Consider the following 26,425-nt stretch of genomic DNA (forward strand, 5'->3'; position numbering starts at 1 on the left):
CCATGACAGAACATATCCAGCCCACAACCAGACCGCAGACCAAAGAGGTGTCGCGCCCCAACTGGTCGGCGGTTTTCTCCGTGGCGTTCTGCGTCGCCTGCCTGATCACCGTCGAGTTTCTACCGGTGAGCCTGCTGACGCCGATGGCGCAGGATCTGGGCATTTCCGAGGGCGTGGCGGGGCAGTCCGTTACCGTCACCGCGTTTGTGGCGATGTTCGCCAGCCTGTTTATCACTCAGGCGATCGGCACCATTGACCGTCGTAAAGTGGTCATTCTGTTCAGCGTGCTGCTGACGCTCTCCTGCCTGCTGGTCTCTTTCGCTGAAAGCTTCACCCTGCTGCTGCTGGGTCGCGCCTGCCTGGGGCTGGGGTTAGGCGGCTTCTGGGCGATGTCCGCCTCGCTGACCATGCGCCTGGTGCCCGCGCGGACGGTGCCAAAAGCGCTTTCCGTTATCTTCGGTGCGGTCTCTATCGCGCTGGTGATTGCCGCGCCGCTGGGCAGCTTCCTCGGCGGGATTATTGGCTGGCGTAACGTCTTTAACGCGGCGGCGGTGATGGGCGTGCTGTGCATTATCTGGGTGTGGAAGGCGCTGCCGTCCCTGCCGGGTGAGGCGGCGCACCACAAACAGAACATGTTCGCGCTGCTGAAACGTCCGGGCGTGCTGGCGGGGATGACCGCCATCTTCATGGCCTTTGCCGGGCAGTTTGCCTTCTTTACCTATATTCGCCCGGTGTATATGACCATGGCGGGCTTTGACGTGGACGGCCTGACGCTGGTGCTCCTGAGCTTCGGTATCGCCAGCTTTGTCGGCACCTCACTGTCGTCTCAGTTCCTGAAGCGCTCCCTGAAGGTGGCGCTGGCGGGTGCCCCGCTGGTGCTGGCGATCAGCGCCGCGGTGCTGGTGTTGTGGGGTAGCGATAAGTGGGTGGCTTCGGCGATCGCGATTATCTGGGGCTTTGCCTTTGCGCTGGTGCCGGTGGGCTGGTCGACGTGGATCACCCGCTCGCTTGCCGATCAGGCGGAAAAAGCCGGGTCGATTCAGGTAGCGGTGATCCAGCTGGCGAACACCTGCGGCGCGGCGGTGGGCGGCGTAGCGCTCGACCATCTGGGGCTGACGTCACCGCTGGTGATTTCCGGCACGCTGATGCTGCTGACGGCGCTGCTGGTGGCGGGGAAGGTTAAGGCGAAGTAGTGCTTTTCTCCCTCTCCCGTGGGAGAGGGTTGGGGTGAGGGCATCAGGCTACGCCGATGCCTTAACCCTTCTGCGTGAATCCATCGAAATCAACACCACCGACGACACAATCAACAGCGTCCCCAGCCAGTCCGGCAGGGTGAATGCCACCCCCAGCAACACCACCGACAGCAGCGCGCTGCTCAGCGGTTCGGCGCAGCTCAGAATGCTCGCTTTCGGCCCGCCGATCATCTGTGCGCCTTTCAGATACAGGCTGAACGTCAGCGCGGTGCCAATCACCACCAGGTAGAAAAACGCCAGCAGCAGGCCGCCGTCGATCACGAAGGTGGTGCCGCGTCCGGCGTAGAACGGCGTCAGCATTAATCCCGCAATCAACATACTCCAGCCGACAATCGGCAGCGTGCCGTAGCGGGCTATAAGCGTTGATGGATAGGTGGTGTAAAACGCCGCGGCAAACGCTGAGGCGATACCGAAGAACAGCGCGGCAGGCGAGATGGAGAGCGACGTCGGGTCGCCGTGGGTGACCAGCAGGAAGGTACCCACAAGCGACGTGAAAATCGCGGATAAGACAAATATGCCGGGACGCGTTTTCCGCGCCAGCGCAAACCATGCCACGATAATGGTCGGCGACAGAAACTGGAGCACGGTGGCCGTCGCAGCGTTGGATTTTTCAATCGTCAGCAGGAAGGTGAGCTGCACGGTGAGCGCGCCAACCAGCGAGAAAAACAGCAGGCTGAGGGCGTCTTTGCGGTTTTTGATGACCGAGAAAATCTTGTCGCCGTGAACGAAGGAGAGCGTCAACAGGATCACGCCGGTAAACAGCAGACGAACCATGGTCAGGTAAGGCGAAGAAATGTGGCTTTTCTCCATGATGTACTGCGCGCAAACCCCGGAACTGCCCCATAAAACGGCGGCGATCAGGACGTTGAGCATCCCTTTGCGTGTGGAACCCATGTTCTCCCCTGTTATGTTGTCGTTAATTCGGTCAACAGCATAGCATGGTTGTGTGCGGCCTGATGCCCTCACCCCGGCCCTCTCCCACGGGGAGAGGGAGCGAACATTAAAAACGGCAACTTTCGTTGCCGTTTTGCTTTTACTTTAGAACCACGCCTCCCACATCGCGCCGACGTTGAAGTCGTCCAGCGTCTCATCTTTGGTGTTGTTCACGCGCGCGGTGCGTTCGTTATCCACCTTGCCGCCGGTCACGTAGAAGCGCAGCATCGGGCGGAACTCCGGCCCCATGGCGATAGACATGTTCTGCGACAGGGTCAGCTTCCAGCCCTTGTTGTCGCCGCCGTTGTCGTAATCCACGTGCTGCCAGCCCGCTTCCAGCCAGGTGGAGTGAACGTCGTTCCACCAGTGCATCGGGCGCACGATGGCATTGTAGTTCTTGCGGTTGTCGGTCTTATCGCGGCTATTGTCGTAATCGTGGAAGGCGAGGATGTACTCCACCTGCGTCGCCTGGGTGAATTTGTACAGCCCTTCGAAGCTGGCGTAGACCGTGGTCAGGTCTTCGGTTTTATTGAACACGCTGTTGTCCGAATTATCGGAGTAGCGGGCGATCACCTTGTTCACGCCGCTGTCGTTTGTGTGGCTCAGCACCACGCCACCCTGCCAGGCGTTAAGACGCTCGTCGCTCTCTACCGCTTTTGAATCAAAGCCGTAGTTGGCGTACAGCTCCAGATCCAGCGGACCGAGCTTCATGCCGTGGATTTTAGAGGTGGCCGCGTAGTTACCTTTGTCGCCCGTGCCGGACCCGCCGGTACAGGTGATGCGTGACGGGTTCGCTTCGTCTTCCATCACTTCCGGGCTACAGGATTCCACTGCCGCCACGGCAGCGACGTCAAACTGCACGCCGCCGATATCGAAGTTCTTCACCCCGGCGCCCTGGCCGTCGTGGTTCATCCAGAAGTAATCGTTGATACCCTGCTGCGGACGCTGGTGGAAGTCGCGACCGGCCCAGAAATAGGCGTTCGGGTTGGAGGCCATAATGTTGGTCACCCCCGCGTAGGCCTTTTTCAGGTTAACTTCGTCGCCCCAGTGGTCGATCATCACGTTGATGTCCCAGATGGCGCCGTTTTCGCCCTTGAAAGCTTTGGAGAGCTGGAACTCGCCGCCGTTGCCTTCGTTACCCAGACGACCGATCGCGGACGCGCCGTTGTAGGAGCCATCGACAGCCACGTATTTCTGATCGGCAGCCTGGAAGTGCGCGCCGTAGCGGGCGTAGCCGGTAAATTTAACCCCGAACGGGATCGCCATATCCGGGGATTGCGCCGCGCTCTGCGGCTCGGTCACCACGTCCGCTTTTTTCGCGACCGCCGCATCCATTTTAGCCTGACGCTCGGCCAGGGCTTTATCCACCGCTTTCGCCACAATGGCGTCGATTTGCTCCTGAGTGAATTCCTGAGCGAGGACGGAAATTGGGCAAAGCGCGGCGATAACCGCCATGGTTAATGGAAGTTTTTTAATCGTATTCATGGTTATCTCAATATAGTTTAATTTTATTCAGACAATAACCATCCCGCTCCGATCTGACAGAATATGTCGCTATCATCAGAACAAGTGGATTTCTAGTTTTAGGTACAGAGGTATTACATTAAATTATTTCGCCATAGACTATCTCTGATATAAATGAATAATCTCTTCAGATAATTCACGCGCTAATAGCGAATTCATTAAATGATCCTGCGCGTGCACCATAATTAATGTCATCGGCTGGCGGGCTTCGCCCGCGTCCTGCTCAATCAGTTTGGTCTGCATCTTGTGCGCCTGGCGCGCGTAGCCGTCGGCTTCGCGCAGCAGGCTTTTGGCCTCGTCAAGGTTGCCCTGGCGCGCCGCGTGCAGGGCTTCAAAGCACAGGCTGCGGGACTGCCCGGCGTTGACGATAATTTCCATTACGGCTTCTTCTAGTGCGATCATTATCTTTACTCTTTATCAAAACTATTATTTAAGGCGGTGGCGGCAAACCACTCTCCGCTTTTTTTAATGGTGCGCTGCTGCGTCTCTACATCGAGCTGAATAAAACCGTAGCGGTTTTTATACGCATTACACCACGACCAGTTATCAATAAACGTCCACATATGGTAGCCAAGGCAATTGCAGCCTTCGCTAATACCTTTGTGCAGCCACGATAAATGCTCAGAAATAAAATCAATGCGGTATTGATCGTTAATCTGGCCATTTTCAATAAAACGTTGCTCGTTTTCGACGCCCATGCCGTTTTCAGAAATAAAGCAGCGGGGGTTGCCGTAATTGTCGCGCAGGTTAACCAGAATATCGTAAATACCCGGCTCGTAGATTTCCCAGCCGCGGTACGGATTCATCTTGCGGCCCGGCATCTCGTAATTATCAAAGAACCACTCCGGCATAAACGGCGCCTGCGGGTTCACCGCGCTGTCGCGACACTTCACGCGACGCGGCTGATAGTAGTTAATGCCGAGCAGGTCGATTTTCCCTTCCGCAATCAGGAAGCCGTCTTCCGGCTTGCAGGCGGGCAGCTGATCGTAAGATTTCAGCAATGCCACCAGGTCGGCCGGATACTCCCCGCGCAGCACCGGGTCGAGGAAGCTGCGGTTAAACATTAAATCCGCAATGTGCGCTGCCTTCACGTCTGCCGGGTTCCGGGAGCGCGGGTAAGACGGCGTCAGGTTCAGCACGATGCCGATCTCCCCCGCGTAGTGCCCGGCGCGGTAGGCCTGCACCGCCTTCGCATGGGCCAGCACGGTGTGATACGCCACGGTGGCCGCCCGGCGGAAATCCACTACGTTGGGGTAGTGGAAGTCGTACAGATAACCGCCTTCCACCGGAACAATCGGCTCGTTGAAGGTAAACCAGTGCAGCACGCGGTCGCCGAACAGCTCGAAGCATATCTGCGCATAGCGGGCGTACGCGTCCACTACGTCACGGTTTTCCCAGCCGCCAATTTCCTGCATCGCCATCGGCATGTCGAAATGGAACAGGGTGATAAACGGCGTGATGCCCTGTTCATTCAGCTCATCAATGACCTGATTATAAAAATCGACCGCGTCCGGGTTCACTTCACCGATACCGTCGGGGATCAGGCGCGCCCAGCTAATCGAGGTACGAAAGCTGTTGTGGTTCAGCTGTTTTAACAGCTGAATGTCCGTTTTCCAGTGCTGATAAAACGTGGAGGTGTGCTGCGGCCCCACGCCGTTGTGAAAACGGTTCGGCTCGCGGGCAAACCAGTAGTCCCACGTGGTTTCACCCTCTCGTGTCCCTTCCGTCTGGAGAGCGGAGCTTGCGCTGCCCCACCAGAAGTTATCGGGAAATGCGTATTTCATGACCCTTCCTCTTTGACTTAATTGCTTGTGGCTTCAGCGGCACCCACGGTTGCAGCCTGGGCTTTCTGCTCTTCGTTTTTAATCAGCGTACGCTCATAGGCGCGCAGGAACGGCAGGTACATCAGCGCCGACATCACCATGCAGACGAGGCACATCACCACCGGGCTCAGCGCCCAGTTCGCCGCCCACGAGGCGCCAATCGGCGCGGGCGTGGTCCACGGGGTTAACGAAACCACCTGAGCCAGCCAGCCGAGTTTAGTTGCGCCGTACGCCAGGCAGGCGTTGACCAGCGGAACGAACACGAACGGGATAAACAGCATCGGGTTCATGATGATCGGCGCGCCGAACAGAATCGGTTCGTTGATGTTAAAGAAGCTTGGCACAACGCCCATTTTGCCGATGGTGCGCAGATGGGTAACGCGGCTACGCAGCAGGAGGAACGCCAGCGGCAGGGTCGAGCCTACGCCGCCAATCAGCAGGTAGTGATCCCAGAAACCTTGCAGATAAACGTGCGGCAGCGCCGCGCCCGCCGCCAGCGCCGCCTGGTTTGCCGAGAGGTTCGCCATCCAGAACGGGTTCATGATGCCGGTGACAATCAGCGACCCGTGGATACCCGCGAACCAGAAGATCTGGCACAGCAGCACGGAGAGCAGAATCGCGGGCAGGGAGTCAGACGCCGAGACCAGCGGCTCCAGCAGGTGCATGATCGCCTGCGGGATAATCATGCCGGTCTGCGCTTCAATGAACAGGTTCAGCGGGTGCAGCGTCCCGATCACCACCATCACCGGGATCAGGATCTCAAACGAACGCGCCACGCCGGTCGGCACCTCTTTCGGCAGGCGGATGGTGACGTTGTTCTGCTTCAGCCACGCGTACACGCGGGTGGAGTAGATCGCGGTGATAAGCGCAGTGAAGATCCCCTGGCCGGAGAGATACTGGGTCGAAATTTTGCCATCGGCATAGGGTGCTGCGACTAGCAGGAAGGCCATAAAGGCCAGCAGGCCGGACATCACCGGATCGAGGTTAAACTGACGCCCCAGGCTCGCCCCAATCCCCACCGAGATGAAGAAGGTCATCACGCCCATGCTGAGGTTAAAGGGCAGCATCAGCTGTTCGCGGTAGGTCTCGGAGAAATCCAGCCAGCCGCGGGCGAAGCTGTTGGTGGTATCCGCCGAAAACGGCGGGAAGATAAACACCAGCATAAACGAGCCGATGATCATAAACGGCAGCGCGGCGGTAAAGCCGTCGCGGATGGCAATCACATACTTTTGCTGACCCAGCTTCGCGGCCAGCGGGGTAATTGATTGCTCAATGACCGCGACCATAGATTGATATAACGAACTCATGTGAACACCTTTTAGTGTGCCGCTTCGATAAGCGACAGAGCATAGTCCAGTACTTTATCGCCACGCTGCATGCCGTAATCCATCATGTCGATGGGCTGCACCGGAATGCCTTGCGTCGCTGCCTTGTCTGAGAGTGTCTTTAACATGTATTTCACTTGCGGTCCGAGAAGCACCACCTGATAGTGCGGAAACTGCGTATCAAATTCGGATACGCCATACGCATCTATCTTCACGGGTAAGCCCCGTTCTTTTGCAACATCGATCATTTTGCTGACCAGCAGGCTGGTGGACATCCCGGCAGAGCAGCACAGCATAATCTTGAACATCGACAACCATCCTCAAAATGTAAAAAGTTATTGCGAGGATGATTGGACATGATACGGAAACCGGTTTCCATTTATAAAAGACAGAAGTGTGACAACCATCAAGATCCCTTACTTATGAGGCTAATTAACCGGATGTGGGTCACATAATTTGGCTGTTTTGGCATCAAATTGAGTGGAAACGGAAAATCGGTTTCCATGGAAAACGGAAACGGATATACTCCGTTCTGGCTATAATGTGAGCCGTAGCGGTGATGGAAATTACAGACGCCAGTTGCGTCTGACAGGGGAGAGAGATGTCTACAATCAACGATGTATCGCGTCTGGCCGGGGTGTCCAAAGCCACGGTATCACGGGTGTTGAGCGGGTCGCGTGGCGTTAAAGAAGCCAGCCGCCAGGCTGTTCTGAAAGCGGTGGACGAGCTGAACTATCGTCCCAATGTGATCGCCCAGTCGCTGCTCAGCCAGTCGACGGGCTGCATTGGGGTGATTTGCGCGCAGGAAAACATTAACCAGACCACCGGTTACCTGTACGCGCTGGAAAAACACCTCAGCCAGCATCAAAAACATCTGCTGCTGCGTTTCGCACACACGAAAACAGAAGTGATGAACGCCCTTGAAGAACTCTCCTGCGGCTTATGTGATGACATTCTGGTGATTGGCGCGCGTTTCCCGCTGGACGTGGACATGGACAACGTGATTCTGGTCGACTGTATGGAAGCCGATAACGCCAACAGCATTCAGTTCGATCACGCGTTCGCGGCTGAAACGGCCTGCAACTATCTCACCAGCCAGGGGCGTCGCCAGATAGCGCTCATCCACCCGCACGGCAGCGGCTTTGCCGATCAGGTGCTGTTGGGTTACAAACATGCGCTGGAGAAAAACTTCCTGCCCTTTAATCGCAACCTCGTGTTTATGGACGCAACTTCATCGTCCGTTGCGCTTCAGGAATTACTCAACAACGCGTCCACGCTGAACTTCAACGCGCTGCTGGTGGCGGATGAGCAGGAAGCCCAGCGGGTGATCCCGCAGTTACAGGCGTTTAATAAATCGGTACCGGAAGACATCATGGTCTTTAGCCTCGGCGGTTCGCTGCATCTGCCGGGTATCCCGGTGATCCCGGCCATTGAGTATTCCATGGACGCCATGGCGGCGCGTATCGTGAGCTGGCTGACAGAGAAAACGCAGATGCTGGGGTCCTACGTGCTGCGCGGGGATTTAATTATTCCAGATGTGCGGAAGCGTTAAACGTGTAATGTAGGCCGGGTAAGCGCAGCGCCACCCGGCGCTCAACCCTCAGTAATCTTCCATACAATCCACCTGACTGACTGCATCCCAGTAGGCGTCCAGGTTGTCACGCTTCACGGCGGTGATGGCGTTTTTGATCAGCAGCTGATTGGCCTCAGACGACAAAATCATCGCCTGCCAGGCCTTATCGCTCTGCTTTTTCTGCGGGGTACAGGTTTTCTTTACATCTTTCAGGACCTGCTGTTTTATCTGGGCCTCTTTCTCCGGAGCGCTCTCCTCCTGCGCGTGAACAAACGCAGCGAAAATCAGGCAAACGAGCAGGCAAACCAGGTGTGCAGATTTCATCGAAACCTCCTTTGAAAGTCACATGCTTCCCCTGAAATATATCGTTACATTCATCAACGCGATTCAAGCCAAAAGTATGAATTTACGCATTCTGCGTGCGGGATCCGATCGCCAGTGCAATGCCATAGCTTACTAACACCGCGAGACTCATTTTCAGCATCGTTTCTCCGCCGATACCCGCGAGAGGCGCTGCGATCCCGCCGAATAAAAACATCAGCATGCCCAGAATGGCTGACGCTGTGCCGGACTCCTTCGTGTCGACTGCGCTCATCGCTTCTGAACCCGCAATGGTGCTGATCCCGCTGTTAAATGCGACGGTGAAAAAGAGTGCAACCAGTGCCGGAACGGAAAGCTGCATCCACGCAAAGAGCAATGTCAGCCCCGCGCAGGACAACGCCAGAACGAGGCCTGTTCGCATCAATCTTTCCGCCAGATGGCGGCGTGCCAGACGGGAGAAAATCAGCGCTGAGACGATCAGGCCGATACCGTTCACACCGAACAGCAGGCTGAACTGCATGGCGCTCAGGCCATACTCGTTTTGCATCACAAAGGAGGATGCCCCGATATAGGCGAACAGCCCCGCCAGCATGAAGGCCTGGATCAGGCAGTAGCGCATAAAGCGACGATTTTTAAGTACCGTCCTGGCGGTTTGCGTCAGCGATCCCCTGCCCTGTTTCTCTGTGAGGGACTCGCGGATAAAAAGCTGGCTGGCGATCAGCAGCGCCAGACCCGCCCCTGCCATTACCCAGAACAGCATCCGCCAGTCGAAATGCGACGCGATATAGCCACCGAGTACCGGGGACACCACGGGCGCGATGCCGTTGACCGTCATCAGTAGGGCAAAAAACTGCGTTAGCATCGTGCCATGATAGTTATCGCGGGCGATGGAGCGGGCAAGTACGGAGCCGCCCGCCCCGGCAACGCCCTGCACAAATCGCCAGCCGATCAGGGCGTAAATATTCTGCGTGCTGGCGCAAAGCACTGAAGCCAGTACAAACAGCAAAAGTGAGAACAGCAGCGGCGTTTTACGTCCGATGCGATCGCTTAGCGGGCCGAAAAAGAGTTGTCCCAGCCCCAGGCCAATCAGCGCCGAGGTGAGAGAAAGCTGCGTCAGCGTTGTGGATGTGTTGAGCTGGGTGGCGATCTCCGGCAGCGCCGGAAGATAAAAATCGGAACACAGCGGCCCGATCGCCGTCAGCAGGCCAAGGATGGCCGCGAAAGAAAAAGAGAGTTTTGCCATAGGTATTTACTCTGATGGCCGGGCAACGTTGCGCCGCCCGGCAGTGATGTTACTGTATCCCGCCGCCCAGCGACTGCCACAGCGTGATGCGGTTTTCCAGGTCGGTTTGCTGCAAGGCAATCAGTGATTCCTGCGCCGACCACAGCGACCGCTGCGCGGTGAGCACCGTCAGATAATCGCCCGCGCCAGCCTTGTAACTGCGCGTCGCCACATCCAGCGTTTTTTGCTCCGCCGCCACGTATTCACGCTGGGCATCAAGCTGTTCACTCAACGTTTCGCGCCGGGCCAGCGCGTCGGCCACGTCCTTGAACGCGCTCTGGATGGTTTTCTCATAGGTCGCAATTAACCCTTTTTTCTCGGCTTCCGCATAGCGCAGCTGCGCCATATTGTTGCCGCCGCTGAACAGCGGCAGGGTGATGGAAGGTGCAAACGACCAGACCTTCATCCCGTGGCTGAACAGGGACGACAGCGAATCGCTGCCGACGCCCGCGCTGGCGGTGAGCGAGATGGTCGGGAAGAAGTTGGCGCGCGCCGCGCCGATGTTGGCGTTGGCGCTCAGCAGGTTGTGTTCCGCCTCCTGAATGTCCGGACGACGCAGCAGCGCGCTGGAGCTAACGCCCGCCGGGATCAGCGTGATGGCGTTGTCGCTCAGGCTCTCCAGCGTGCCGGGTAGCAGGTTCTCGGGCACCGTATCGCCCGCCAGCAGGTTGAGAGCGTTTTTGTCCTGCATCACCAGCGTCTGGTAGCTCGCCACGCTGGCGCGCGCCTGCTGGTAAACCGCCATCGCTTCACTGACGTCCGTTGCCGCTGCCACGCCTACTTCCTGCTGGCGCTTCACAATCTTGAGTGAGTTTGCGGCGCTCTCCAGGGTGGACTTCGCCAGCGCCAGATTGCTGTTATCCGCCGCCAGCGTCACCCAGGCCGTGGTCAGCTCGCTGACCATCGTCAGGCGCGTGTTCTGCGCGGTGAATTCGCTGGCAAGCCAGGTTTCACGCGCGGCACGCGACAGGCTCTGGTTGCGGCCAAACAGATCCAGTTCGAAGCTGGAGACCGCGCCGTTGGCTTCGTCACTTGTCGCGACACCGCTCGCCAGCGTGCGGCTGCGGGTGTGGCTCAGTTCCGCGTCCACCGTCGGGAACAGGGACGAGCGCGTTTCGCCATACTGGGCACGGGCGGCGTCGATATCCGCAATCGCTTTTTGCACGTCGCGGTTGCTGTTGAGCGCCATCGTCACCACGCTTTTCAACCGCGCATCATTCATCACCTGCTGCCACTGGCTCACCACGGCGTTGGCTTCGCCATGGGCGCCCGGCAACGTCGTCGGGACGGGGGCGTCCGGGCGCTGATACGTGGGATCTAATGACACACAGCCCGCGCTCAGCAGCGCTAACGTTAATACGGTTACACGAAACATTATGACCTCCGGTTTGCGTGCTTACCGGAGAACAGACGTTTCACCAGTACAAAGAATAAAGGAACAAAGAAGATGGCCAGCAGCGTCGCGGCCAGCGTCCCGCCGATAATACCGGTACCGATCGCCACGCGGCTGTTGGCCCCGGCGCCGGTGGCAATCGCCAGCGGCGTCACGCCTGCGATAAACGCCAGCGAGGTCATGATGATCGGACGCAGACGCGTCTGGGCGGCCCGCAGGGCGGCGCGCGTCAGGGAGTAGCCTTCGGCCACTTTGGCTTCGGCAAACTCGACAATCAGAATGGCGTTCTTCGACGACAGACCGATGGTGGTCAGCAGCGCCACCTGGAAATAGACGTCGTTGTTCAGGCCGCGCAGGGAGGCGGCAACCGCCGCGCCCAGCACCCCTAGCGGGATCACCATGATGACCGAAATCGGTACTGACCAGCTCTCATACAGCGCTGCCAGGCACAGGAACACCACCAGGATCGAGAGGGCATAAAGGCTCATCGCCTGGCCGCTCGCCAGTTTTTCCTGCAACGACAAACCGCTCCACGCCCATGTGCTGCCGGACGGCAGGCTGTTTGCCAACTGCTCCATTTTGCTCATCGCCGTGCCGGAGCTGGCGCCACTGGCGTTTTCGCCCTGAATCTCATACGCCGCCGAGCCGTTGTAGCGCACCAGGCTTTCCGGGCCGTACTCCCAGCGGGTGGTGGCGAAGGCGGAGAACGGTGTCATGGTGCTGTCGCTGCCGCGCACATACCACTTGTTGAGATCCGACGGCACGGCGCGATAGTCGCTGTCGCCCTGGATGTAGACCTTTTTCACGCGGCCGCGATCGATAAAGTCGTTCACGTAGGTCCCGCCCCAGGCGCTGGAGAGGGTGTCGGTGACGTCGCTCAGGGACAGCCCCAGCGACACGGCTTTGTTGTTATCGATATCCACCTGAAGCTGCGGCATCTGCGGCAGATCGTTGGCGCGCACGGCGTGCAGCGAGTTGTCCTGGTTGGCTTCGCCAATCAGCTGGTTACGCAGTTTCAGCAGCGCGTCGCGGTCGGTGCCGCCGCTGGCCATCAGCTCAAAGGTAAAGCCGTTGCTCTGGCCTAAACCATCCACCGCCGGGGGCGTCATGGCGAAAATTGTGGCATCCCGAATGGTGCTCAGCTCCTGCGTGGCGCGCAGGGCAATGGCCTGGGCGGTATTCTCATCGCCTTTGCGCTCTGACCAGTTTTTCAGGGAGACGAACGCCATCCCGGCGTTCTGGCCGCTGCCGCTGAAGCTGAAGCCTTCAATGGTGAAGATCACGTCGGTATTGGCTTTCTCTTTGGTGAGGAACCACTCGCGTACCTGGCGGCTTACCTCGGCGGTACGCACCGCGGTTGCGCCGGCAGGCAGGGTGTACTGCACCATGATTTCACCCTGGTCTTCGGTTGGCAGGAAGCTGCCCGGCAGTTTTAGCATGGCGAACCCCATCGCGCCGCAGAGCAGGGCGTAGATCACCAGCATGCCACCGGAACGGCGCAGGGCGCGCAGCACCTTGTTCTGATAGCCGTGCTCGGTCTTACTGTAGAAGCGGTTAAACGCGCCGAAGAAGCCCTTTTTGTGCGGAGCGGTGTGATTCAGGATCGTGCCGCACAGCGCGGGCGTCAGGGTCAGCGCCACCACCACGGAGAGGAACATCGCCGAAATAATGGTGACCGAGAACTGGCGGTAAATGACCCCGGTAGAGCCGCCGAAGAAGGCCATCGGCAGGAATACCGCAGAGAGCACCAGCGCAATGGCGATCAGCGCGCCGGAAATTTCGCCCATCGATTTTTCGGTCGCTTCCCGGGCGGGCAGCCCTTCGTCGCGCATAATACGCTCGACGTTTTCCACCACCACGATGGCGTCATCCACCAAAAGCCCTATCGCCAGCACCATCGCAAATAGCGTCAGGGTGTTGATGGAGTAACCGAACAGCGCCAGCACGCCGAAGGTGCCCAGCAGCACCACCGGCACCGCCAGCGCCGGGATCAGCGTCGCACGGATGTTTTGCAGGAACAGGTACATCACCACCACCACGAGGATAATGGCTTCGAACAGGGTCTGAATCACGTCCTCAACGGAGATCTTGATGAACTCGGTGCTGTCTTTCGGGTAGGCCACGTCGTAGCCTTCCGGCATCGACTTTTTGAACTCGGCGATCTTATCTTTTACCGCCGTGGCGGTGTTAAGCGCGTTGGCGCCCGGTGAGAGCATCACCGCCATACCCGCCGCCGGGTGGCCGTTCAGCTTCGCGGTGGCGGTGTAATCTTCGCTGCCCATCTCCACGCGCGCGACGTCGCTGATGCGCACCACCGCACCGTTGGACTGGCTCTTGACGATGATCTTTTTGAACTCATCGACCGTTTGCAGACGCGACTGAGCGCGGACGGTGGCGGTCAGCTGTTGGGCGTTCGACGAGGGCAGCGCGCCGATTTTACCGGCGGAAACCTGCACGTTCTGCGCTTCAATCGCGCTCTGCACGTCGGAGGGCATCAGCGAGTACGACGCCAGCTTCGCCGGGTCGAGCCAGATGCGCATCGCGTATTCTGCACCGAACACCTGTAGGCTACCGACGCCATCCACGCGCGCCAGCGGATCCTGCATATTACTCACCAGCCAGTCGGCGATATCCGAGCTGCTGGCGGTGTCGGTTTTGTCATATACGCCCATGATCAGCAGGAAGTTGCTCTGGGATTTTTCGACGGTGATCCCGGACTGCTGCACCTCGGTCGGCAGGCGCGATTCTGCCTGCTGGACTTTATTCTGCACCTGTACCTGAGCGGTGTCCGGATCGGTTCCCTGTTCAAACGTGACGTTAATGCTCACCGACCCGTCCGAGCTGCTGGTGGAGGTGAAGTAGAGCAGGTTATCCAGCCCGGTGAGCTGCTGCTCGATCACCTGCGTCACGCTGTTCTCCAGCGTTTGTGCGGAGGCGCCGGTGTAGGTGGCGGATATTTTGATCGACGGCGGGGCCACGTCCGGGTACTGCGCAACGGGCAGCGTGCGGATCGCCAGTATCCCGGCGAGCATGATGAGAATGGCGATAACCCAGGCAAAGACCGGGCGACGCACGAAGAAACGGGAAAACATCAGGCGTTTCCTCCGTTGGTTTTCATCTCTTCAGCTTTCACTTCCTGCCCGGCGGTGACTTTGTCGGTGCCTTCCACAATCAGCTTATCGCCAGCCTTCAAACCGCTCAGCACCAGCCATTTGTCGCCGTAAGTGTCACCCGTCTCCAGCTGACGCTGTTCGACCTTGTTGCTGGCGTTCACCACCAGCGCGGTGGCGGTGCCTTTGGCGTCGCGAGTGATGCCCTGCTGCGGGGCGAGGATCGCGTCATTCATGATGCCTTCATCCACTCTGGCGCGGACGAACATGCCCGGCAGAAGCTGATGCTGCGGGTTCGGGAAGACGGCGCGCAGGGTAACTGAGCCGGTAGACTCATCCACCGCCACTTCGGTCAGCGCCAGGCGGCCTTTTTCGCTGTAGCTGCTGCCGTCTTCGAGAATCAACGACACGTTCAGCGTATCGCTGTTGCTGGCGAGGGTTTGCTTGCGTAAACGCAGCAGATCGGCGCTGGAACGGGTTAAATCGACGTACATACTGTCCAGCCCGCGAATGGTGGCCAGCGCGGTATCCTGCTGGGCGGTCACCAGCGCGCCGGGGGTCACAGAGGAGATGCCGATACGTCCGGCAATCGGCGCGGTGACGGTGGTCCAGTTGAGGTTAATGCGGGCGCTTTCCAGCGCGGCTTTCTTTGACTCGACGCTGGCCTTGTCCTGCGCGCAGGTGGACTTCGCGTCTTCCGCATCCTGACGTGATACGCCGTCGTCCTTCACCAGCTGCGCATAGCGTCGGGCTTTCTGGCAGTCGGCCTGCACCAGCGCCTGCGCCTGTTTCAGTGCGGCGGCAGCTTCATTATAAGCGGCGCGGTAGCTGGAAGGATCGATCTGATACAGCGCCTGCCCGGCCTTGACCGTATCGCCTTCGGTGAAGAGCCGTTTCTGAATAATGCCGCCCACCTGAGGGCGCACTTCGGCGCTCATCGCGGCGGCGGTGCGGCCGGTCAGCTCGCTAACGACGGACACCGGCTGGCTCATGAGTGTGACAATCCCCACTTCCGGAAGAGGACGTTGAGGAGCAGATGTTTGCGCATTATCGCACCCTGTCAGGAGGAGTAATGCTGCGATGGAGGTTGTTATGGTTTTCATAATCTTTTTCCAGGGTGAACGAAGCCTGCCCTGTTAATCGCTTAACAGGGAGGAGGGCTAATTAAAAGCACAGCGATCCCGCATCTCTGGCAGAGCCAGAAATGAAAAAAGGGAAATTAATTATTTCCGCTAATTATTCACATGCGATTACTTCGCAGAGAAAAGCATATTTAAAATATTCTGGTATATGGGCTCTAATTGTTCTGACGGTACTTTTAAAGGCGTGAGTCGACGGTAAATCGTGCCTTCGATCATCACAGCGGTAATCTCCACGCAGCAGCGAATATGCTCATCGCTCAGGTGGGGGAACTGCTTTTTAAGGTGCTCACAGGCGTTGGCGAACATGCGGGCTTCGGCTTCGATCAGCATGTTTGCCACCAGCGGATTGCGCGTGGCCTCTGCGGACATTTCGAGCATTAGCGCGTCATCATCTTCGTTAAGCGTCTGGCGCCAGGCAAGCGCCTGCGGCATCCCTTCAACCAGGGTTTTGCCCTGCATCTCCTCAATACGTGAGTCGATAATGCGCCGGATCATCTCTTCAATGATCGCGTCTTTGTTACTGAAATAGCGATAGATTTGTCCGACGCTGAGCCTGGCTTCGCTGGCGATCTGCGACATGCTGGCAGCGTGAAATCCACTGGCGCGAAAGCAGCGGCGCGCGGCGGTTATGATTTCGTCCTGCCGTAGTTTTTGTCGTTCTTCCAGCTTTGTGCTCATCGTCGGCTACCGTAAAAAGTGAGAATGATCGTTCTCATTATACGTTTTCGGAGCCTATTGGAAAGGTTTTTTTTATTTACTTATTGAATGAATATTTCCTTGTTTAAACAATGGAGGAAATAAGGAGTTTTTATGAAGGTTAAGCTGTGAGATATTCAGATTGCGCTGAAAATAAGGAGAGATTTATGCACCTGAGCATTACAGATAAAGTCACGGCTGAAGAAAAAGAAGAATTATTAACGGGGCTAAGAGCCTATAACGCGCAGTATTTAGATCTGGCGACGTTTAGTGGCGATATTGGCGTATATATGCGAGACGATAATGGCGTCATGCTGGGCGGGTTAATCGGCGTACGGAAAGGCGACTGGCTGAACATCGACTATCTGTGGGTCAGCGACAGCGTGCGGGGAACGGGCGTGGGAAGCCAGCTTATCAAAACGGCTGAAGAGGAGGCCCGTCGCAAAGGCTGTCGTCACGCGCTGGTGGATACGGTCAGCTTCCAGGCGCGTCCGTTCTATGAAAAACAGGGTTATCAGGTGCAGATGTCCTTGCAGGATTACCCTTATCAGGGAATGCAGAGACACTATCTGTCCAAAAATCTTTAACCGCCGATCCCGGTGCCTATCACGGCTAACACGTGGCGCACCACGATCTCCGGCGAGAGGGCGCTAAGCCTCTCGTCATTGCGCATGCGGGAGAACGGCACCAGCACCAGGCTCAGCAGCGTAGTGAACAGCAGTTCGGGGGCCAGCGCCGGATTCAGCTTTCCTTCCTGCTGCCAGCCTTTGATGGTTGCCAGCGTGGTGTGATATTTCTCATCGCCAAAGCGTGCCTGCAAATGGGTGCGCAGTACCGGCATCTCGCCAATCACCTCCTGCATCCACAGCGGGGCAAACCAGCGATACTTTTCCGCCAGTTCGGCCAGCACCCTGACCATTTCCGTCAGGGCATCCACCGGCGAATCCCGGTTGTCGGCGAAAATCGCCCCGATCCGCTCGCGTAACGGCAGGAAGCGCTCCTCAATCATCGCATCCAGTAACTGTTCTCTGGAGTTGAAGTAGTAGTGCAGCATGGCGGGCGTCACGCCTGCTTCGCGGGCGATGGCGTTCAACGACGTATTGGCGATCCCCTGGCGGGAAAAGAGGTTCAGGGCGATGTCCAGCAGCTGTTCACGGCTGGCGGTAACGCGCTTGCCGCCGCGTGGCCGACCGGGGCGGCGGGGTTCAGAATTGTCCTTTTGTGCTGGCATGGTCACCGTATCTCTTGATCTTATTCATCACTTCCACAAATATTAATTATACGATTAATTAATTTCAAGTGATGTCTTATGGAGTCCGACGTAATGACTCAACCTGCGAAAAAGGCGCCGTCGATTAAGCTGCTGTTCAGCGCACTCCTGCTGGTGATGCTGCTCTCGGCGCTGGATCAGACCATTGTCTCCACCGCGCTGCCGACCATCGTCGGTGAGCTGGGCGGGCTGGATAAGCTCTCGTGGGTGGTAACGGCCTATATCCTCAGTTCGACCATCGTGGTGCCGCTGTACGGCAAATTCGGCGATCTGTTTGGCCGAAAAATCGTTCTGCAAATCGCGATTGTGCTGTTCCTTGTGGGGTCCGCGCTGTGCGGTCTGGCGCAGAACATGACCCAGCTGGTGCTGATGCGCGCCCTGCAAGGGCTGGGGGGCGGGGGTCTGATGGTGATCAGCATGGCTGCCGTGGCGGACGTGATCCCGCCTGCCGATCGGGGTCGCTATCAGGGGCTGTTTGGCGGCGTGTTTGGCCTGGCGACGGTGATAGGGCCGCTGATCGGCGGGTTTATCGTTCAGCACGCATCCTGGCGCTGGATTTTCTACATCAACCTGCCGCTGGGGCTGTTTGCGCTGCTGGTGATTGGCGCGGTTTTCCACGGCAGCGCGCGGCGCAGCAAGCATGAGATTGATTACCTGGGGGCGATTTACCTCAGCATGGCGTTGCTGTGCATCATTCTGTTTACCACCGAGGGGGGGACGATCCGCCAATGGAGCGACCCGCAGCTGTGGTGCATTCTGGCCTTCGGCCTGACGGGGATCGCCGGGTTTATCTACGAAGAGCGGCTGGCGTGGGAGCCGATTATCCCGCTGTCGCTCTTCCGCGACCGCAGCTTCCTGCTCTGTAGCCTGATCGGTTTTATTATCGGCATGTCGCTGTTTGGCTCCGTCACTTTCCTGCCGCTCTATTTACAGGTGGTAAAAGACGCCACGCCGACACAGGCCGGTTTGCAGCTCATCCCCCTGATGGGGGGGCTGTTGCTCACCTCCATCATCAGCGGGCGCATCATCAGCCGTACCGGGAAATATCGTCTGTTCCCGATCCTCGGCACGCTGCTCGGCGTGGTGGGGATGATGTTACTGACGCGCATTTCAATCACCTCTCCAACCTGGCAGCTTTACCTGTTTACCGGCGTGCTGGGCATGGGGCTGGGACTGGTGATGCAGGTGCTGGTGCTGGCGGTGCAAAACAGCGTGTCAGCCGATCAATACGGCGTCGCGACGTCTGGGGTGACGCTGTTCCGCTCCATTGGCGGGGCGATTGGCGTTGCGCTGTTTGGCGCGGTGTTCACCCATATTCTGCAATCAGGTCTGATCGACAGGCTGCCTGAAGGGGCGGAACTGCCGCGTGAACTTAATCCCGTTGCCATACACCATCTGCCTGATGCCCTGCGTCTGGACTATCTGGATGCGTTCGGCTCGGCGATCCATGCGGTGTTCATGCTGGCGGCGGGGATTATGGTGCTGGCGTTTGTGCTGTCGTGGTTTTTGCGCGAAGCGCCGCTGCGTCGGCAGGCGTGAGGTTAGCGGTTCTGCTTGCGCCTGGACTACCGTAGCCTGATGCCCATCGCCCGGTGGCGCTACGCTTACCGGGCCTACACTTCCCCCGTCACGTAGGCCGGGTAAGCGCAGCGCCACCCGGCAACAGGCCGCATATAACTTAACCGTCTTACTGATTCCTTTTCGTTTTTTAGCCTGCCGTCTCGTTGTCGATATAGTCTTCAAAACGTCTTTCAAAAGGAACTGTCTCGTGAAACTTCGAATGGGTGTGCTTCTCCTGACTGGCCTGCTGCTCGCGGGCTGTGACCAGGGCGGCAATGATGCCAGACACATTAAAGTCGGCGTAATCAATGGCGCTGAGCAGGACGTGGCGGAAGTCGCCAAAAAGGTGGCAAAGGAGAAATACGGTCTGGATGTTGAGCTGGTGGGCTTTAGCGGCTCGCTGCTGCCCAACGATGCCACCAACCAGGGCGAACTGGACGCCAACGTCTTCCAGCATCGCCCTTTCCTTGCAGAAGATAACAAGGCGCACAATTACAAGCTGGTCGCCGTGGCCAATACCTTCGTCTTCCCGATGGCGGGTTACTCCCGAAAGATTAAATCGGTCTCTGAGCTGAAGGACGGCGCAACCATTGCGATTCCAAACGATCCCACCAACCTTGGCCGCGCGCTGTTGCTGCTGCAAAAAGAGAAGCTGATTACCCTTAAACCGGATGTTGGCCTGCTGCCAACGGCGCTGGATATTACCGCGAACCCGAAAAACTTACAGATTATGGAGCTGGAAGGGGCGCAGCTGCCGCGCGTGCTGGACGATCCGAAAGTGGATGTGGCCATCATCAGTACCACCTATCTCCAGCAAACGGGGCTGTCTCCGGTACACGACAGCGTCTTTATTGAAGACAAAAACTCACCCTATGTGAATATTGTGGTCACGCGTGAAGACAACAAAGACGCTGAAAACGTGAAGGAATTTATCCAGTCCTATCAGTCGCCGGAAGTGGCGAAAGCGGCAGAGACCCTTTTTAACGGTGGCGCGGTGCCGGGCTGGTAAGCCCCGGTAAAAAGGCCAGCGCTCCGCTGGCCGTCAAAGCGTTACGCGGGCATCGGTTCGGCTTTCGGGCCACAGAAAACCCTGGCCAGACTGTGCGCCGGACGTGCGGGCGCGCGCCAGATCCCGCGAGTTTTCGATGCCTTCGATAAGAATTGATTGCGCGATACCTGTCCTGACCTCCTGCACAAACGGGGCAAGCGGCGCGCGCTCGCGCAGTGCTGAACGGTCAATTTTTACCCCATCCAGCGGTAGCGCAAGCCGCGCGAACGCCTCAGCCAACTCCCGGGTTAAATCGTCCAGCCAGATTTGCCATCCCGCCTCTTTTAACCGAACAAGCGTGGCATGAAGATGACGTTGCTCAGCCTCGCTCAGCCGTGTGATGGTCAGGGGATCCTGAATTTCAATCGTTAACCGCTGCTGATGGCGTAACGCCAGCAACAACCGGATAGCGCGTTCGTCGAGAAGGTGCTCTGCCGGAAGGTTTAGCCAGTAACCGTCCCGGGCGGGTATCTGTAAGAGAGTGTTGGCCTGCCAGAAGAAGATTTGCAGCGCGCTGCGCGAGGGCAGCGAGGCAAACAGCACCTCAAGATTGACGTTACGGATCTCCACAAGCACTTCATGCGCGAACACCTGGCCCGAATGAAGATCGACAAGCGGCTGGAAGCGCAGCCCTGAGATACGTTGCAACAGGGGAGAGGGAAGAACGGTATACATGGAACAGCCTTCAGAAAATGAAAAAAAGGTTCCCGCGGACACGGGAACAAAAGGCAAACGACACACGGTCAAATTCTTAATTCAGGATCCAGCGAATGCTCTGGTAAAACGAGGGGCCACGCACGGCTTTAAGCTTGTTCATGGCGTTGTTCTTATAAAAGTAAACCAGCCTGACGTTACACCCCAGCTGACGGGCGATTTGCTTGGTTTTGAGATTACAGGAATAGCCGCGCAATACGCTGGCCTCCTCGCTGGACAGCCTCGCCGGGGTGCGTAAGCGGGTCGTCATGCCTACATTGTAACGGCCAGACTCTTGCGGCGTCTGGCTCATCAGTATTTGCCACAGCGCTTTGATATCCCCCAGGGAGACTCTTTTGCTGATGACTCCATCAACATGTTTGAATTTCAAATAGCCGGCGGATAACGAATAGATATAGATCTTCGCTGTCACTTGTTTCTGTTTAATACAGAGAATGTCGTCATTCGTCGTCACCCGGAAATGACGCGTATTCAACGGATCATAAATGATGATATCAAAGAGTTGTTCACTCATAGCAAGTTCTTCGATATGGGTAAACCCATGGAAAATAACGTCGTGTTTTTCATCAGGCTCACGCTTTCCAAGCGATTGCAGGCCAATCATCGTGAATTCGCAGCTGTCAACAACGGCAACGTGAATTGTTTTTTTATTTTGCATTGGCATTCTCCTTTCGCTGAGTAAACAGTCCATATAAGAGAAAATGGCGGTTCGCACTCTCTTATTAAAAGAATAGCGAGCACTTTTTTAAATAACGCGATGCGATGGCATCAATGTAAGCCAATACAAACCGTCGAGTAAAGCTGATGCCAATTATTAGAGGAAGATAAAATTGAAAAAGGGTTTTAATGGTATATGCAATTGTTTTAATCTTCTAATAATATTCATGCCAGATTTTTATTCTGTAAATGAGCGGATAATAAGCATCGGGCGGTTAATTAATGGGGTTAATCCACCGATTTTTCAGTGGCTTAATGCTATTCCTGTAAGAAAAATTGTGATCGTGGCAGAGTTATCGACAAGGCTTTATCTGCAAGGGGAAACGGCGCGCAGAATAAAATAGAATTTTTTCTATGAATTTAATGTCCTTGTTCAGATTTTTAAGCCTGAGAAGGATAAAATCCTGGCGCGAAGAGGTTGTGAGTGGTGAGTACATAAACTATTATCATTTTCCTCCGGTCACGAGAATTTAGAAAAGACATGAATAATACTGAACGTATCGTAAGGGTAATGGTGTTTTACAAAATAAATATATTTAAAGAGATAATATTCCGGGCGCTCCAGGATCTTTTACCCGATTACGTACTGAACATTACTCAGGTCGATTCCACAGAACAGGCGCTGGCGGCGGTGGCGGATAATAGCGTGGATGTTTTCTTCACTGAATTTAATTATCTGCTTAATCATAAAGAGTGGAGTGCGGAGGTCAGCAGCCGTTTTACATCTTTATGTAAAACCCATCACGTCAGGCGTGTTCTGTTGGTGCCCGAGCTGCCTTACGGGCTGTTAAAAAAAGTTCTGGAGATGAAATTTGAATTAACCATCAGTCAGCAGGATGAATTGACTGAACTGAAAAAGGAATTACCCGCGTTGCTCATGGCGGACGGGCAAAAACCGTCGATCTCTTCGTGGCTCAGGCGGGTAATGCGGTCCGGCTCCCGGGCGCGCTCCATCCTCTCGGCCAGAGAGTGGGAGGTGCTTCATCTTATTGTGGAAGGATTTTCAACGACGGAGATTGCCCGTCATCGAAACCGTTCGGTCAGTACCATTGCGACGCAGAAGCATAATGCGATGAAAAAGCTGAATCTTTCCAACCACAGCGAACTGGTTAAGTATGTGCAGACGGTTGGAAAGATGGAGGAATAGTCCACATCAGGGGTAGATAATATTCAGCGTAGCCGATGTATTGATCTTACCCTGGCTCACCTGGGCGGGTGCCCACACGTAATAGTACGCCGCCATCGGAAGGGTGAAATGTTCGTCCAGCGCCGCGCCAGCCGCCACGCTGAAGATCATTGTGGCGTTGCCACGGCTGGTGGTCGAGGTAGAGAAGGTCACCGGCGTTTGCGGGGCGTCACGTTTTATCAGGCGGAGCCCCACGCCCTGCGCCGCGCTACTGCTGCTGTCGATCAGCACCGAGCTGTCGGTCGAAAGCAGCTGCGTGCTGGACAGAAACATCTCAATTGCCCGATCGGAATTGCCATTAACCCCGACGTTCTGACAGCTCATGTTCAGTGAAAAAGGCGTAAGCCCCGGCTGTGAGGATGCACTGAGCTGGGGAATGCCGAGCGTCGGCAGCGCCACGGTCAGCCCCGCATTATCAAAGGAACAGGTAGTCAGTTTCGGCGCGTATTTGATGATCATCGGCTGACCAAACATATCGCGGTTGTCGTAAGGCCACTTGAACCCGCTGAATAACCACTGCGCTATCTTGATGACCTGATTGATTGGCCAGGTGATGATTTCCCAGATGGATAACCCGCTCATGTCGCTGACGAACAGAACGTCGCTCATGTTCGCCGTATCCCCCGTCAGGGTGGTGCCGCTCTGGTTAACGAGGGTGAAGCGAACCGTAAACGGTGTATTCAGCTCAGACGCCGTATGGCTACCGCTGGCAGACAGGGTTTTATTGGCCGGGGGATTGGTGATCTCCGCCCGCACCATATACTTGTTGTTGCTGAATCCGAGGATGGTCGCGTATTTGCTGTCGGTCGAGAGGATCGGCGTGTAAGAAAATTCGCTATTACCCGTCGTACAGTTGAACGAGCCGCTGTACTGGGTGGTGAAGCTGCCGGTCCATGTGGGCGTGGCCGGGCTCAGCTTATCCGATAAATCAATGGTAATCGGTGTGCCATAAACGATGCTGCTGCCGGAGCAGGTGGCATAGCTCATCCCGCTAACGCTGGTGAGGAGCAGGAACATGAATGATCGTAACATTTTGATAATCCGTAATTAATGGCAAACCGATGAGGGGCTGTTCAGCCCCCAGGCCGGGGAGGAGATTTCGCACTTTCCGCCGCGGAGATGCACGTTGAGCGCGCGTGGCGGCTGTTCAGCACGGATATACAGTACGCTGGCCTGTCCGACATACCCGACAGATTCACCATGTTCATCCAGCACTTCGGTGCCAAAGGGCAGCGGTTTGCCGTCGGCGCGCGTCGCATGAAGTACCCATGACTGGCGCTTGTCGGTTTCAAAGCGGATATAGCTCACCGCCCCGTCGTAAGGAGCCACGTTAGCCATATTGCCGATCACCTCCGCGCCAGCGCTGTTTTCCGTTTCAGTTAACGTAATGGCGTTTTTGCGATACGGGGTGGCGTAAGGCACCAGCGCCACGCCATCGCGGTTCGTCATAATGCTTTCATCGCCGTTCACCATCAGCCCCTCCGCCTTTGGCGCATCGACGATAGTCATGGTTGTGCCGGTTTCGTTTGAGGCGAGAACGTGCCACGGGTAGGCCACCAGGCTGCCGCGTCCGCTGAGCCCGGTCTGGCGGTAGTCGGAGGATTCGCTGTAAGAGCCACCGAGTGTTGCGAAGTTCGAACGGTACGCGGCGTTAACGCTTGCCGCATTTTTACCCCCCCGCGCATTACTGCCGGAGAGGGTATAGCTCAGGCGGTTCGACGCCAGCGCGTTCCCGCTCATGCTGATATTGCTCTGCTCATAATGCGAATCGCTGGCCGTCAGGCTGGAGGTGATCCACGCATTATTATCAAACAGCGAGAACGGCAGGCTGAGGGAGAGGTAAAGGCGCGTCTCTTCTTCACTGTCCCTGTTCCGTACCCGGCTGGCCGACAGGGTATAGCTGGCGCGGCCGATGGCGTTGGAATAGCCCATCTGGTATTCGCGCGTGGTTTGCTGTGAGTTCCAGTAATCGCGCTGTGTGCCGGAGACAAATACCGTGCCCCAGTTATTGAGCAGGCGCTGATTAAGGTTAAGCGTAAAGGTATTCTTGGGCTGCGCCGCGCGCAGGGCGTCCCAGGTGCTTAGCGACATGTCGGGCGCAACGCCAAACCGATCTTCATAGTCGTCGTACTGCGCTCTCAGGCGCTGATACCCTTCGCGCGAATAGAGCGCGTCGCTGAAGCTGTAATAGCCTTTAGTGGAATAGCGATAGGCCGCCAGGGTGAAGTTGGTGGCGGTGGTATCGATAAATTTGCTGTACGACACGCGATAACTCTGACCGCTGCTGGTGCGATCCTGTAGGGTGGTTTTGGCGTGGGTGACATCAAACGAGACCGCGCCAAAGGGAAGGTTCCACCCGGTACCGACAAGCCCGGCCTGGTAGTTATCGCTAATAATCGTCCCGGTATACCCGGTGATGAGGTTATTAAACCCGTAGCGCAGCGTGGCCTGCATGAATGCGGGTTCGGCATCGAGCGTGTTCTGATGCACTTTACCCGCCACCACGCTGTACTGACTCACCCCTTCTTTTAGCATCCCGGGTACGGCGGAAAACGGCACCGTGAAGGACTGCTGTGAACCGTCCGCTTCACGCACCACCACCAGCAAATCGCCCGCGGAGCCGGTAGGCTGAATGCTGTCGAGGGTAAACTGGCCCGGCGGCACATTCTCCTGATAGATCACGTTGCCATTCTGGATAACTTTCACCAGGGCGTTCGTCCGTGCCACGCCGTGAACCACCGGTGAAAAACCCTGCTGTGAATTTGGGCGCATCTTCATGTCCGACGCCAGCGACACGCCGCGCACGCGCAGGGAATCAAACAGATCGCCAGGAATATAAAAGTCACCCAGCGTCAGGTTGGATTTCAGCGAGGCCAGGGGACGGCGCAGGTAGCGGGTATTATTCTGCCAGCTACTCTCTCCGCTGGCCGTTTTCCGCCAGGCGCTGCTGTCGCGAAACTGCCAGCCGAACAGGTTGGCGCCGGAATCCAGCCCGGCATAAAAATCATCATTTGTGTCTTTCGCAGCGCCTTTCGCGCGGGTGTTGTACCAGGTCGTGTTCCACGAGAGCATCAGCGCCGGTATCCCCTCGTCCCAGAACTGGGGGGCAATGTAACCTTCTTCAGTACGCAGCACGGCCGCCTGCGGAACGGTAAGCGCCAGACTCAGAGTGCTGGTATCGGTTTTGACTTCACCGCCCTGAACCAGATCGCGCAGCTGAACCTGCCCGTGCGCAATGGCGGGCGCAGGCACGGACGTGGTGTTGATGCCAAGCGACCGGGCATCTTTCCAGGCAATGCGGATGTCGTCACGCTGCTCGCCGTAGATGACGGTATAACGTCCCTTCCAGCTGCCGTTTACGTAGATATCCATCTCCTGACTGCCGGCAGGCATGGCGTTGTTTTCGGAAAAGCGAGACAGATCGGACTCACCGGATGCGCCAGCAAGCAGGGAGGGATCAAACGAGACGGCCCCTGATTTATGCGAAAGCAGAAGCGTGCAGACTGCCAGCAGACAGAGTCTGTTTTGTTTCATTTTCATGGTGAGTCTTTCCGA

The 26,425-nt window shown here is 56.9% G+C and carries 23 protein-coding genes; 6 read left to right on the forward strand and 17 right to left on the reverse strand.

What is annotated here, in order from left to right; translation table 11 throughout:
* Nucleotides 1-2: 2 nt before the first annotated feature.
* Nucleotides 3-1,193, forward strand: coding sequence for a purine ribonucleoside efflux pump NepI (gene nepI, locus L384_RS15090; RefSeq protein ID WP_022650101.1), 1,191 nt, complete (start codon nt 3-5; stop codon nt 1,191-1,193).
* Nucleotides 1,194-1,241: 48 nt separating this feature from the next.
* Here the strand turns inward: nepI and L384_RS15085 are convergent, their stop codons facing one another.
* The 6 genes from L384_RS15085 to L384_RS15060 all read right to left on the reverse strand — a co-directional run bounded on the left by L384_RS15085 (nt 1,242) and on the right by L384_RS15060 (nt 7,166).
* Entirely contained in the window at nt 1,242-2,147 is a 906-nt protein-coding gene (locus L384_RS15085) for an EamA family transporter (RefSeq protein ID WP_023315096.1), read from the reverse strand.
* A gap of 144 nt (nt 2,148-2,291) precedes the next feature.
* The gene (locus L384_RS15080) at nt 2,292-3,671 is read right to left on the reverse strand and encodes a carbohydrate porin (RefSeq protein ID WP_022650103.1); all 1,380 of its coding nucleotides are present in this window, start codon (nt 3,669-3,671) and stop codon (nt 2,292-2,294) included.
* A 138-nt stretch (nt 3,672-3,809) separates the two neighbouring features.
* Nucleotides 3,810-4,112 (reverse strand): PTS lactose/cellobiose transporter subunit IIA, encoded by a 303-nt coding sequence (locus L384_RS15075; protein ID WP_014168006.1) that lies wholly within the window; start codon nt 4,110-4,112, stop codon nt 3,810-3,812.
* 5 nt (nt 4,113-4,117) lie between these two features.
* Nucleotides 4,118-5,494 carry a glycoside hydrolase family 1 protein gene (locus L384_RS15070; RefSeq protein ID WP_023323931.1) on the reverse strand — a complete coding sequence of 459 codons (1,377 nt, stop codon included), beginning with the start codon at nt 5,492-5,494 and terminating at the stop codon, nt 4,118-4,120.
* 17 nt (nt 5,495-5,511) lie between these two features.
* The gene (locus tag L384_RS15065; protein WP_003861036.1) at nt 5,512-6,840 is read right to left on the reverse strand and encodes a PTS cellobiose transporter subunit IIC; all 1,329 of its coding nucleotides are present in this window, start codon (nt 6,838-6,840) and stop codon (nt 5,512-5,514) included.
* A gap of 11 nt (nt 6,841-6,851) precedes the next feature.
* Complete coding sequence (locus L384_RS15060; RefSeq protein WP_003861034.1) at nt 6,852-7,166, reverse strand: PTS sugar transporter subunit IIB; 315 nt, start codon at nt 7,164-7,166, stop codon at nt 6,852-6,854.
* 293 nt (nt 7,167-7,459) lie between these two features.
* On the opposite strand from L384_RS15060, the gene L384_RS15055 reads away from it, so the two are divergent.
* Complete coding sequence (locus L384_RS15055; protein WP_003861033.1) at nt 7,460-8,410, forward strand: LacI family DNA-binding transcriptional regulator; 951 nt, start codon at nt 7,460-7,462, stop codon at nt 8,408-8,410.
* A gap of 48 nt (nt 8,411-8,458) precedes the next feature.
* On the opposite strand, the gene L384_RS15050 is transcribed toward L384_RS15055, so the two are convergent.
* The 6 genes from L384_RS15050 to L384_RS15025 form a co-directional block, all read right to left on the reverse strand.
* On the reverse strand, nt 8,459-8,755 hold the full coding sequence (locus L384_RS15050) for a YicS family protein (protein ID WP_023323932.1): 297 nt from the start codon (nt 8,753-8,755) through the stop codon (nt 8,459-8,461).
* Nucleotides 8,756-8,837: 82 nt separating this feature from the next.
* On the reverse strand, nt 8,838-9,995 hold the full coding sequence (locus L384_RS15045) for a multidrug effflux MFS transporter (protein ID WP_023315099.1): 1,158 nt from the start codon (nt 9,993-9,995) through the stop codon (nt 8,838-8,840).
* A 49-nt stretch (nt 9,996-10,044) separates the two neighbouring features.
* Nucleotides 10,045-11,409 (reverse strand): efflux transporter outer membrane subunit, encoded by a 1,365-nt coding sequence (locus L384_RS15040; protein ID WP_023323933.1) that lies wholly within the window; start codon nt 11,407-11,409, stop codon nt 10,045-10,047.
* Entirely contained in the window at nt 11,409-14,519 is a 3,111-nt protein-coding gene (locus L384_RS15035) for an efflux RND transporter permease subunit (protein WP_023323934.1), read from the reverse strand. Before L384_RS15035 ends, L384_RS15040 begins: the two co-directional genes overlap by 1 nt.
* Nucleotides 14,519-15,640: an efflux RND transporter periplasmic adaptor subunit gene (locus L384_RS15030; protein WP_022650108.1), complete on the reverse strand. Its 1,122-nt coding sequence runs from the start codon at nt 15,638-15,640 to the stop codon at nt 14,519-14,521. The genes L384_RS15035 and L384_RS15030 overlap by 1 nt, the downstream gene beginning before the upstream one ends.
* A 147-nt stretch (nt 15,641-15,787) precedes the next feature.
* Nucleotides 15,788-16,357 (reverse strand): TetR/AcrR family transcriptional regulator, encoded by a 570-nt coding sequence (locus L384_RS15025; protein WP_022646570.1) that lies wholly within the window; start codon nt 16,355-16,357, stop codon nt 15,788-15,790.
* A gap of 185 nt (nt 16,358-16,542) precedes the next feature.
* Between L384_RS15025 and L384_RS15020 the strand changes: the two genes are divergently transcribed.
* Nucleotides 16,543-16,962, forward strand: a complete 420-nt coding sequence (locus L384_RS15020) for a GNAT family N-acetyltransferase (protein WP_022650109.1) — start codon at nt 16,543-16,545, stop codon at nt 16,960-16,962.
* Here the strand turns inward: L384_RS15020 and L384_RS15015 are convergent.
* Nucleotides 16,959-17,606 (reverse strand): TetR/AcrR family transcriptional regulator, encoded by a 648-nt coding sequence (locus L384_RS15015; protein ID WP_017383663.1) that lies wholly within the window; start codon nt 17,604-17,606, stop codon nt 16,959-16,961. The genes L384_RS15020 and L384_RS15015 overlap by 4 nt on opposite strands.
* Before the next feature lie 78 nt (nt 17,607-17,684).
* On the opposite strand from L384_RS15015, the gene L384_RS15010 reads away from it, so the two are divergent.
* On the forward strand, nt 17,685-19,184 hold the full coding sequence (locus L384_RS15010) for an MDR family MFS transporter (protein ID WP_032608159.1): 1,500 nt from the start codon (nt 17,685-17,687) through the stop codon (nt 19,182-19,184).
* Nucleotides 19,185-19,413: 229 nt separating this feature from the next.
* Nucleotides 19,414-20,214, forward strand: a complete 801-nt coding sequence (gene nlpA, locus L384_RS15005; RefSeq protein ID WP_023323935.1) for a lipoprotein NlpA — start codon at nt 19,414-19,416, stop codon at nt 20,212-20,214.
* Nucleotides 20,215-20,247: 33 nt separating this feature from the next.
* Here nlpA and L384_RS15000 read toward each other — a convergent pair whose 3' ends face one another.
* Both L384_RS15000 and L384_RS14995 read right to left on the reverse strand, forming a co-directional pair.
* Complete coding sequence (locus L384_RS15000) at nt 20,248-20,928, reverse strand: EAL domain-containing protein (RefSeq protein WP_023315105.1); 681 nt, start codon at nt 20,926-20,928, stop codon at nt 20,248-20,250.
* Nucleotides 20,929-21,004: 76 nt separating this feature from the next.
* On the reverse strand, nt 21,005-21,625 hold the full coding sequence (locus L384_RS14995) for a LuxR C-terminal-related transcriptional regulator (protein WP_015570093.1): 621 nt from the start codon (nt 21,623-21,625) through the stop codon (nt 21,005-21,007).
* Nucleotides 21,626-22,195: 570 nt separating this feature from the next.
* Between L384_RS14995 and L384_RS14990 the strand changes: the two genes are divergently transcribed.
* The gene (locus tag L384_RS14990; protein ID WP_023323936.1) at nt 22,196-22,831 is read left to right on the forward strand and encodes a LuxR C-terminal-related transcriptional regulator; all 636 of its coding nucleotides are present in this window, start codon (nt 22,196-22,198) and stop codon (nt 22,829-22,831) included.
* A gap of 6 nt (nt 22,832-22,837) precedes the next feature.
* Here L384_RS14990 and L384_RS14985 read toward each other — a convergent pair whose 3' ends face one another.
* On the reverse strand, nt 22,838-23,902 hold the full coding sequence (locus L384_RS14985; RefSeq protein WP_022650114.1) for a fimbrial protein: 1,065 nt from the start codon (nt 23,900-23,902) through the stop codon (nt 22,838-22,840).
* A gap of 15 nt (nt 23,903-23,917) precedes the next feature.
* On the reverse strand, nt 23,918-26,410 hold the full coding sequence (locus L384_RS14980) for a fimbria/pilus outer membrane usher protein (RefSeq protein ID WP_023323937.1): 2,493 nt from the start codon (nt 26,408-26,410) through the stop codon (nt 23,918-23,920).
* Nucleotides 26,411-26,425: the final 15 nt, after the last annotated feature.

The organism is Enterobacter sp. MGH 38 (assembly GCF_000492855.1).
In the GTDB taxonomy this organism is placed as follows: Bacteria; Pseudomonadota; Gammaproteobacteria; order Enterobacterales; family Enterobacteriaceae; genus Enterobacter; species Enterobacter hormaechei_C.

Bases quoted from the DNA above. Each gene is read 5' to 3' on its own strand.
- nepI (WP_022650101.1), top strand. From the start codon at position 3: ATGACAGAACATATCCAGCCCACAACCAGACCGCAGACCAAAGAGGTG.
- L384_RS15085 (WP_023315096.1), bottom strand. From the start codon at position 2,147: ATGGGTTCCACACGCAAAGGGATGCTCAACGTCCTGATCGCCGCCGTT.
- L384_RS15080 (WP_022650103.1), bottom strand. From the start codon at position 3,671: ATGAATACGATTAAAAAACTTCCATTAACCATGGCGGTTATCGCCGCG.
- L384_RS15075 (WP_014168006.1), bottom strand. From the start codon at position 4,112: ATGATCGCACTAGAAGAAGCCGTAATGGAAATTATCGTCAACGCCGGG.
- L384_RS15070 (WP_023323931.1), bottom strand. From the start codon at position 5,494: ATGAAATACGCATTTCCCGATAACTTCTGGTGGGGCAGCGCAAGCTCC.
- L384_RS15065 (WP_003861036.1), bottom strand. From the start codon at position 6,840: ATGAGTTCGTTATATCAATCTATGGTCGCGGTCATTGAGCAATCAATT.
- L384_RS15060 (WP_003861034.1), bottom strand. From the start codon at position 7,166: ATGTTCAAGATTATGCTGTGCTGCTCTGCCGGGATGTCCACCAGCCTG.
- L384_RS15055 (WP_003861033.1), top strand. From the start codon at position 7,460: ATGTCTACAATCAACGATGTATCGCGTCTGGCCGGGGTGTCCAAAGCC.
- L384_RS15050 (WP_023323932.1), bottom strand. From the start codon at position 8,755: ATGAAATCTGCACACCTGGTTTGCCTGCTCGTTTGCCTGATTTTCGCT.
- L384_RS15045 (WP_023315099.1), bottom strand. From the start codon at position 9,995: ATGGCAAAACTCTCTTTTTCTTTCGCGGCCATCCTTGGCCTGCTGACG.
- L384_RS15040 (WP_023323933.1), bottom strand. From the start codon at position 11,409: ATGTTTCGTGTAACCGTATTAACGTTAGCGCTGCTGAGCGCGGGCTGT.
- L384_RS15035 (WP_023323934.1), bottom strand. From the start codon at position 14,519: ATGTTTTCCCGTTTCTTCGTGCGTCGCCCGGTCTTTGCCTGGGTTATC.
- L384_RS15030 (WP_022650108.1), bottom strand. From the start codon at position 15,640: ATGAAAACCATAACAACCTCCATCGCAGCATTACTCCTCCTGACAGGG.
- L384_RS15025 (WP_022646570.1), bottom strand. From the start codon at position 16,357: ATGAGCACAAAGCTGGAAGAACGACAAAAACTACGGCAGGACGAAATC.
- L384_RS15020 (WP_022650109.1), top strand. From the start codon at position 16,543: ATGCACCTGAGCATTACAGATAAAGTCACGGCTGAAGAAAAAGAAGAA.
- L384_RS15015 (WP_017383663.1), bottom strand. From the start codon at position 17,606: ATGCCAGCACAAAAGGACAATTCTGAACCCCGCCGCCCCGGTCGGCCA.
- L384_RS15010 (WP_032608159.1), top strand. From the start codon at position 17,685: ATGGAGTCCGACGTAATGACTCAACCTGCGAAAAAGGCGCCGTCGATT.
- L384_RS15000 (WP_023315105.1), bottom strand. From the start codon at position 20,928: ATGTATACCGTTCTTCCCTCTCCCCTGTTGCAACGTATCTCAGGGCTG.
- L384_RS14995 (WP_015570093.1), bottom strand. From the start codon at position 21,625: ATGCAAAATAAAAAAACAATTCACGTTGCCGTTGTTGACAGCTGCGAA.
- L384_RS14990 (WP_023323936.1), top strand. From the start codon at position 22,196: ATGGTGTTTTACAAAATAAATATATTTAAAGAGATAATATTCCGGGCG.
- L384_RS14985 (WP_022650114.1), bottom strand. From the start codon at position 23,902: ATGTTACGATCATTCATGTTCCTGCTCCTCACCAGCGTTAGCGGGATG.
- L384_RS14980 (WP_023323937.1), bottom strand. From the start codon at position 26,410: ATGAAAATGAAACAAAACAGACTCTGTCTGCTGGCAGTCTGCACGCTT.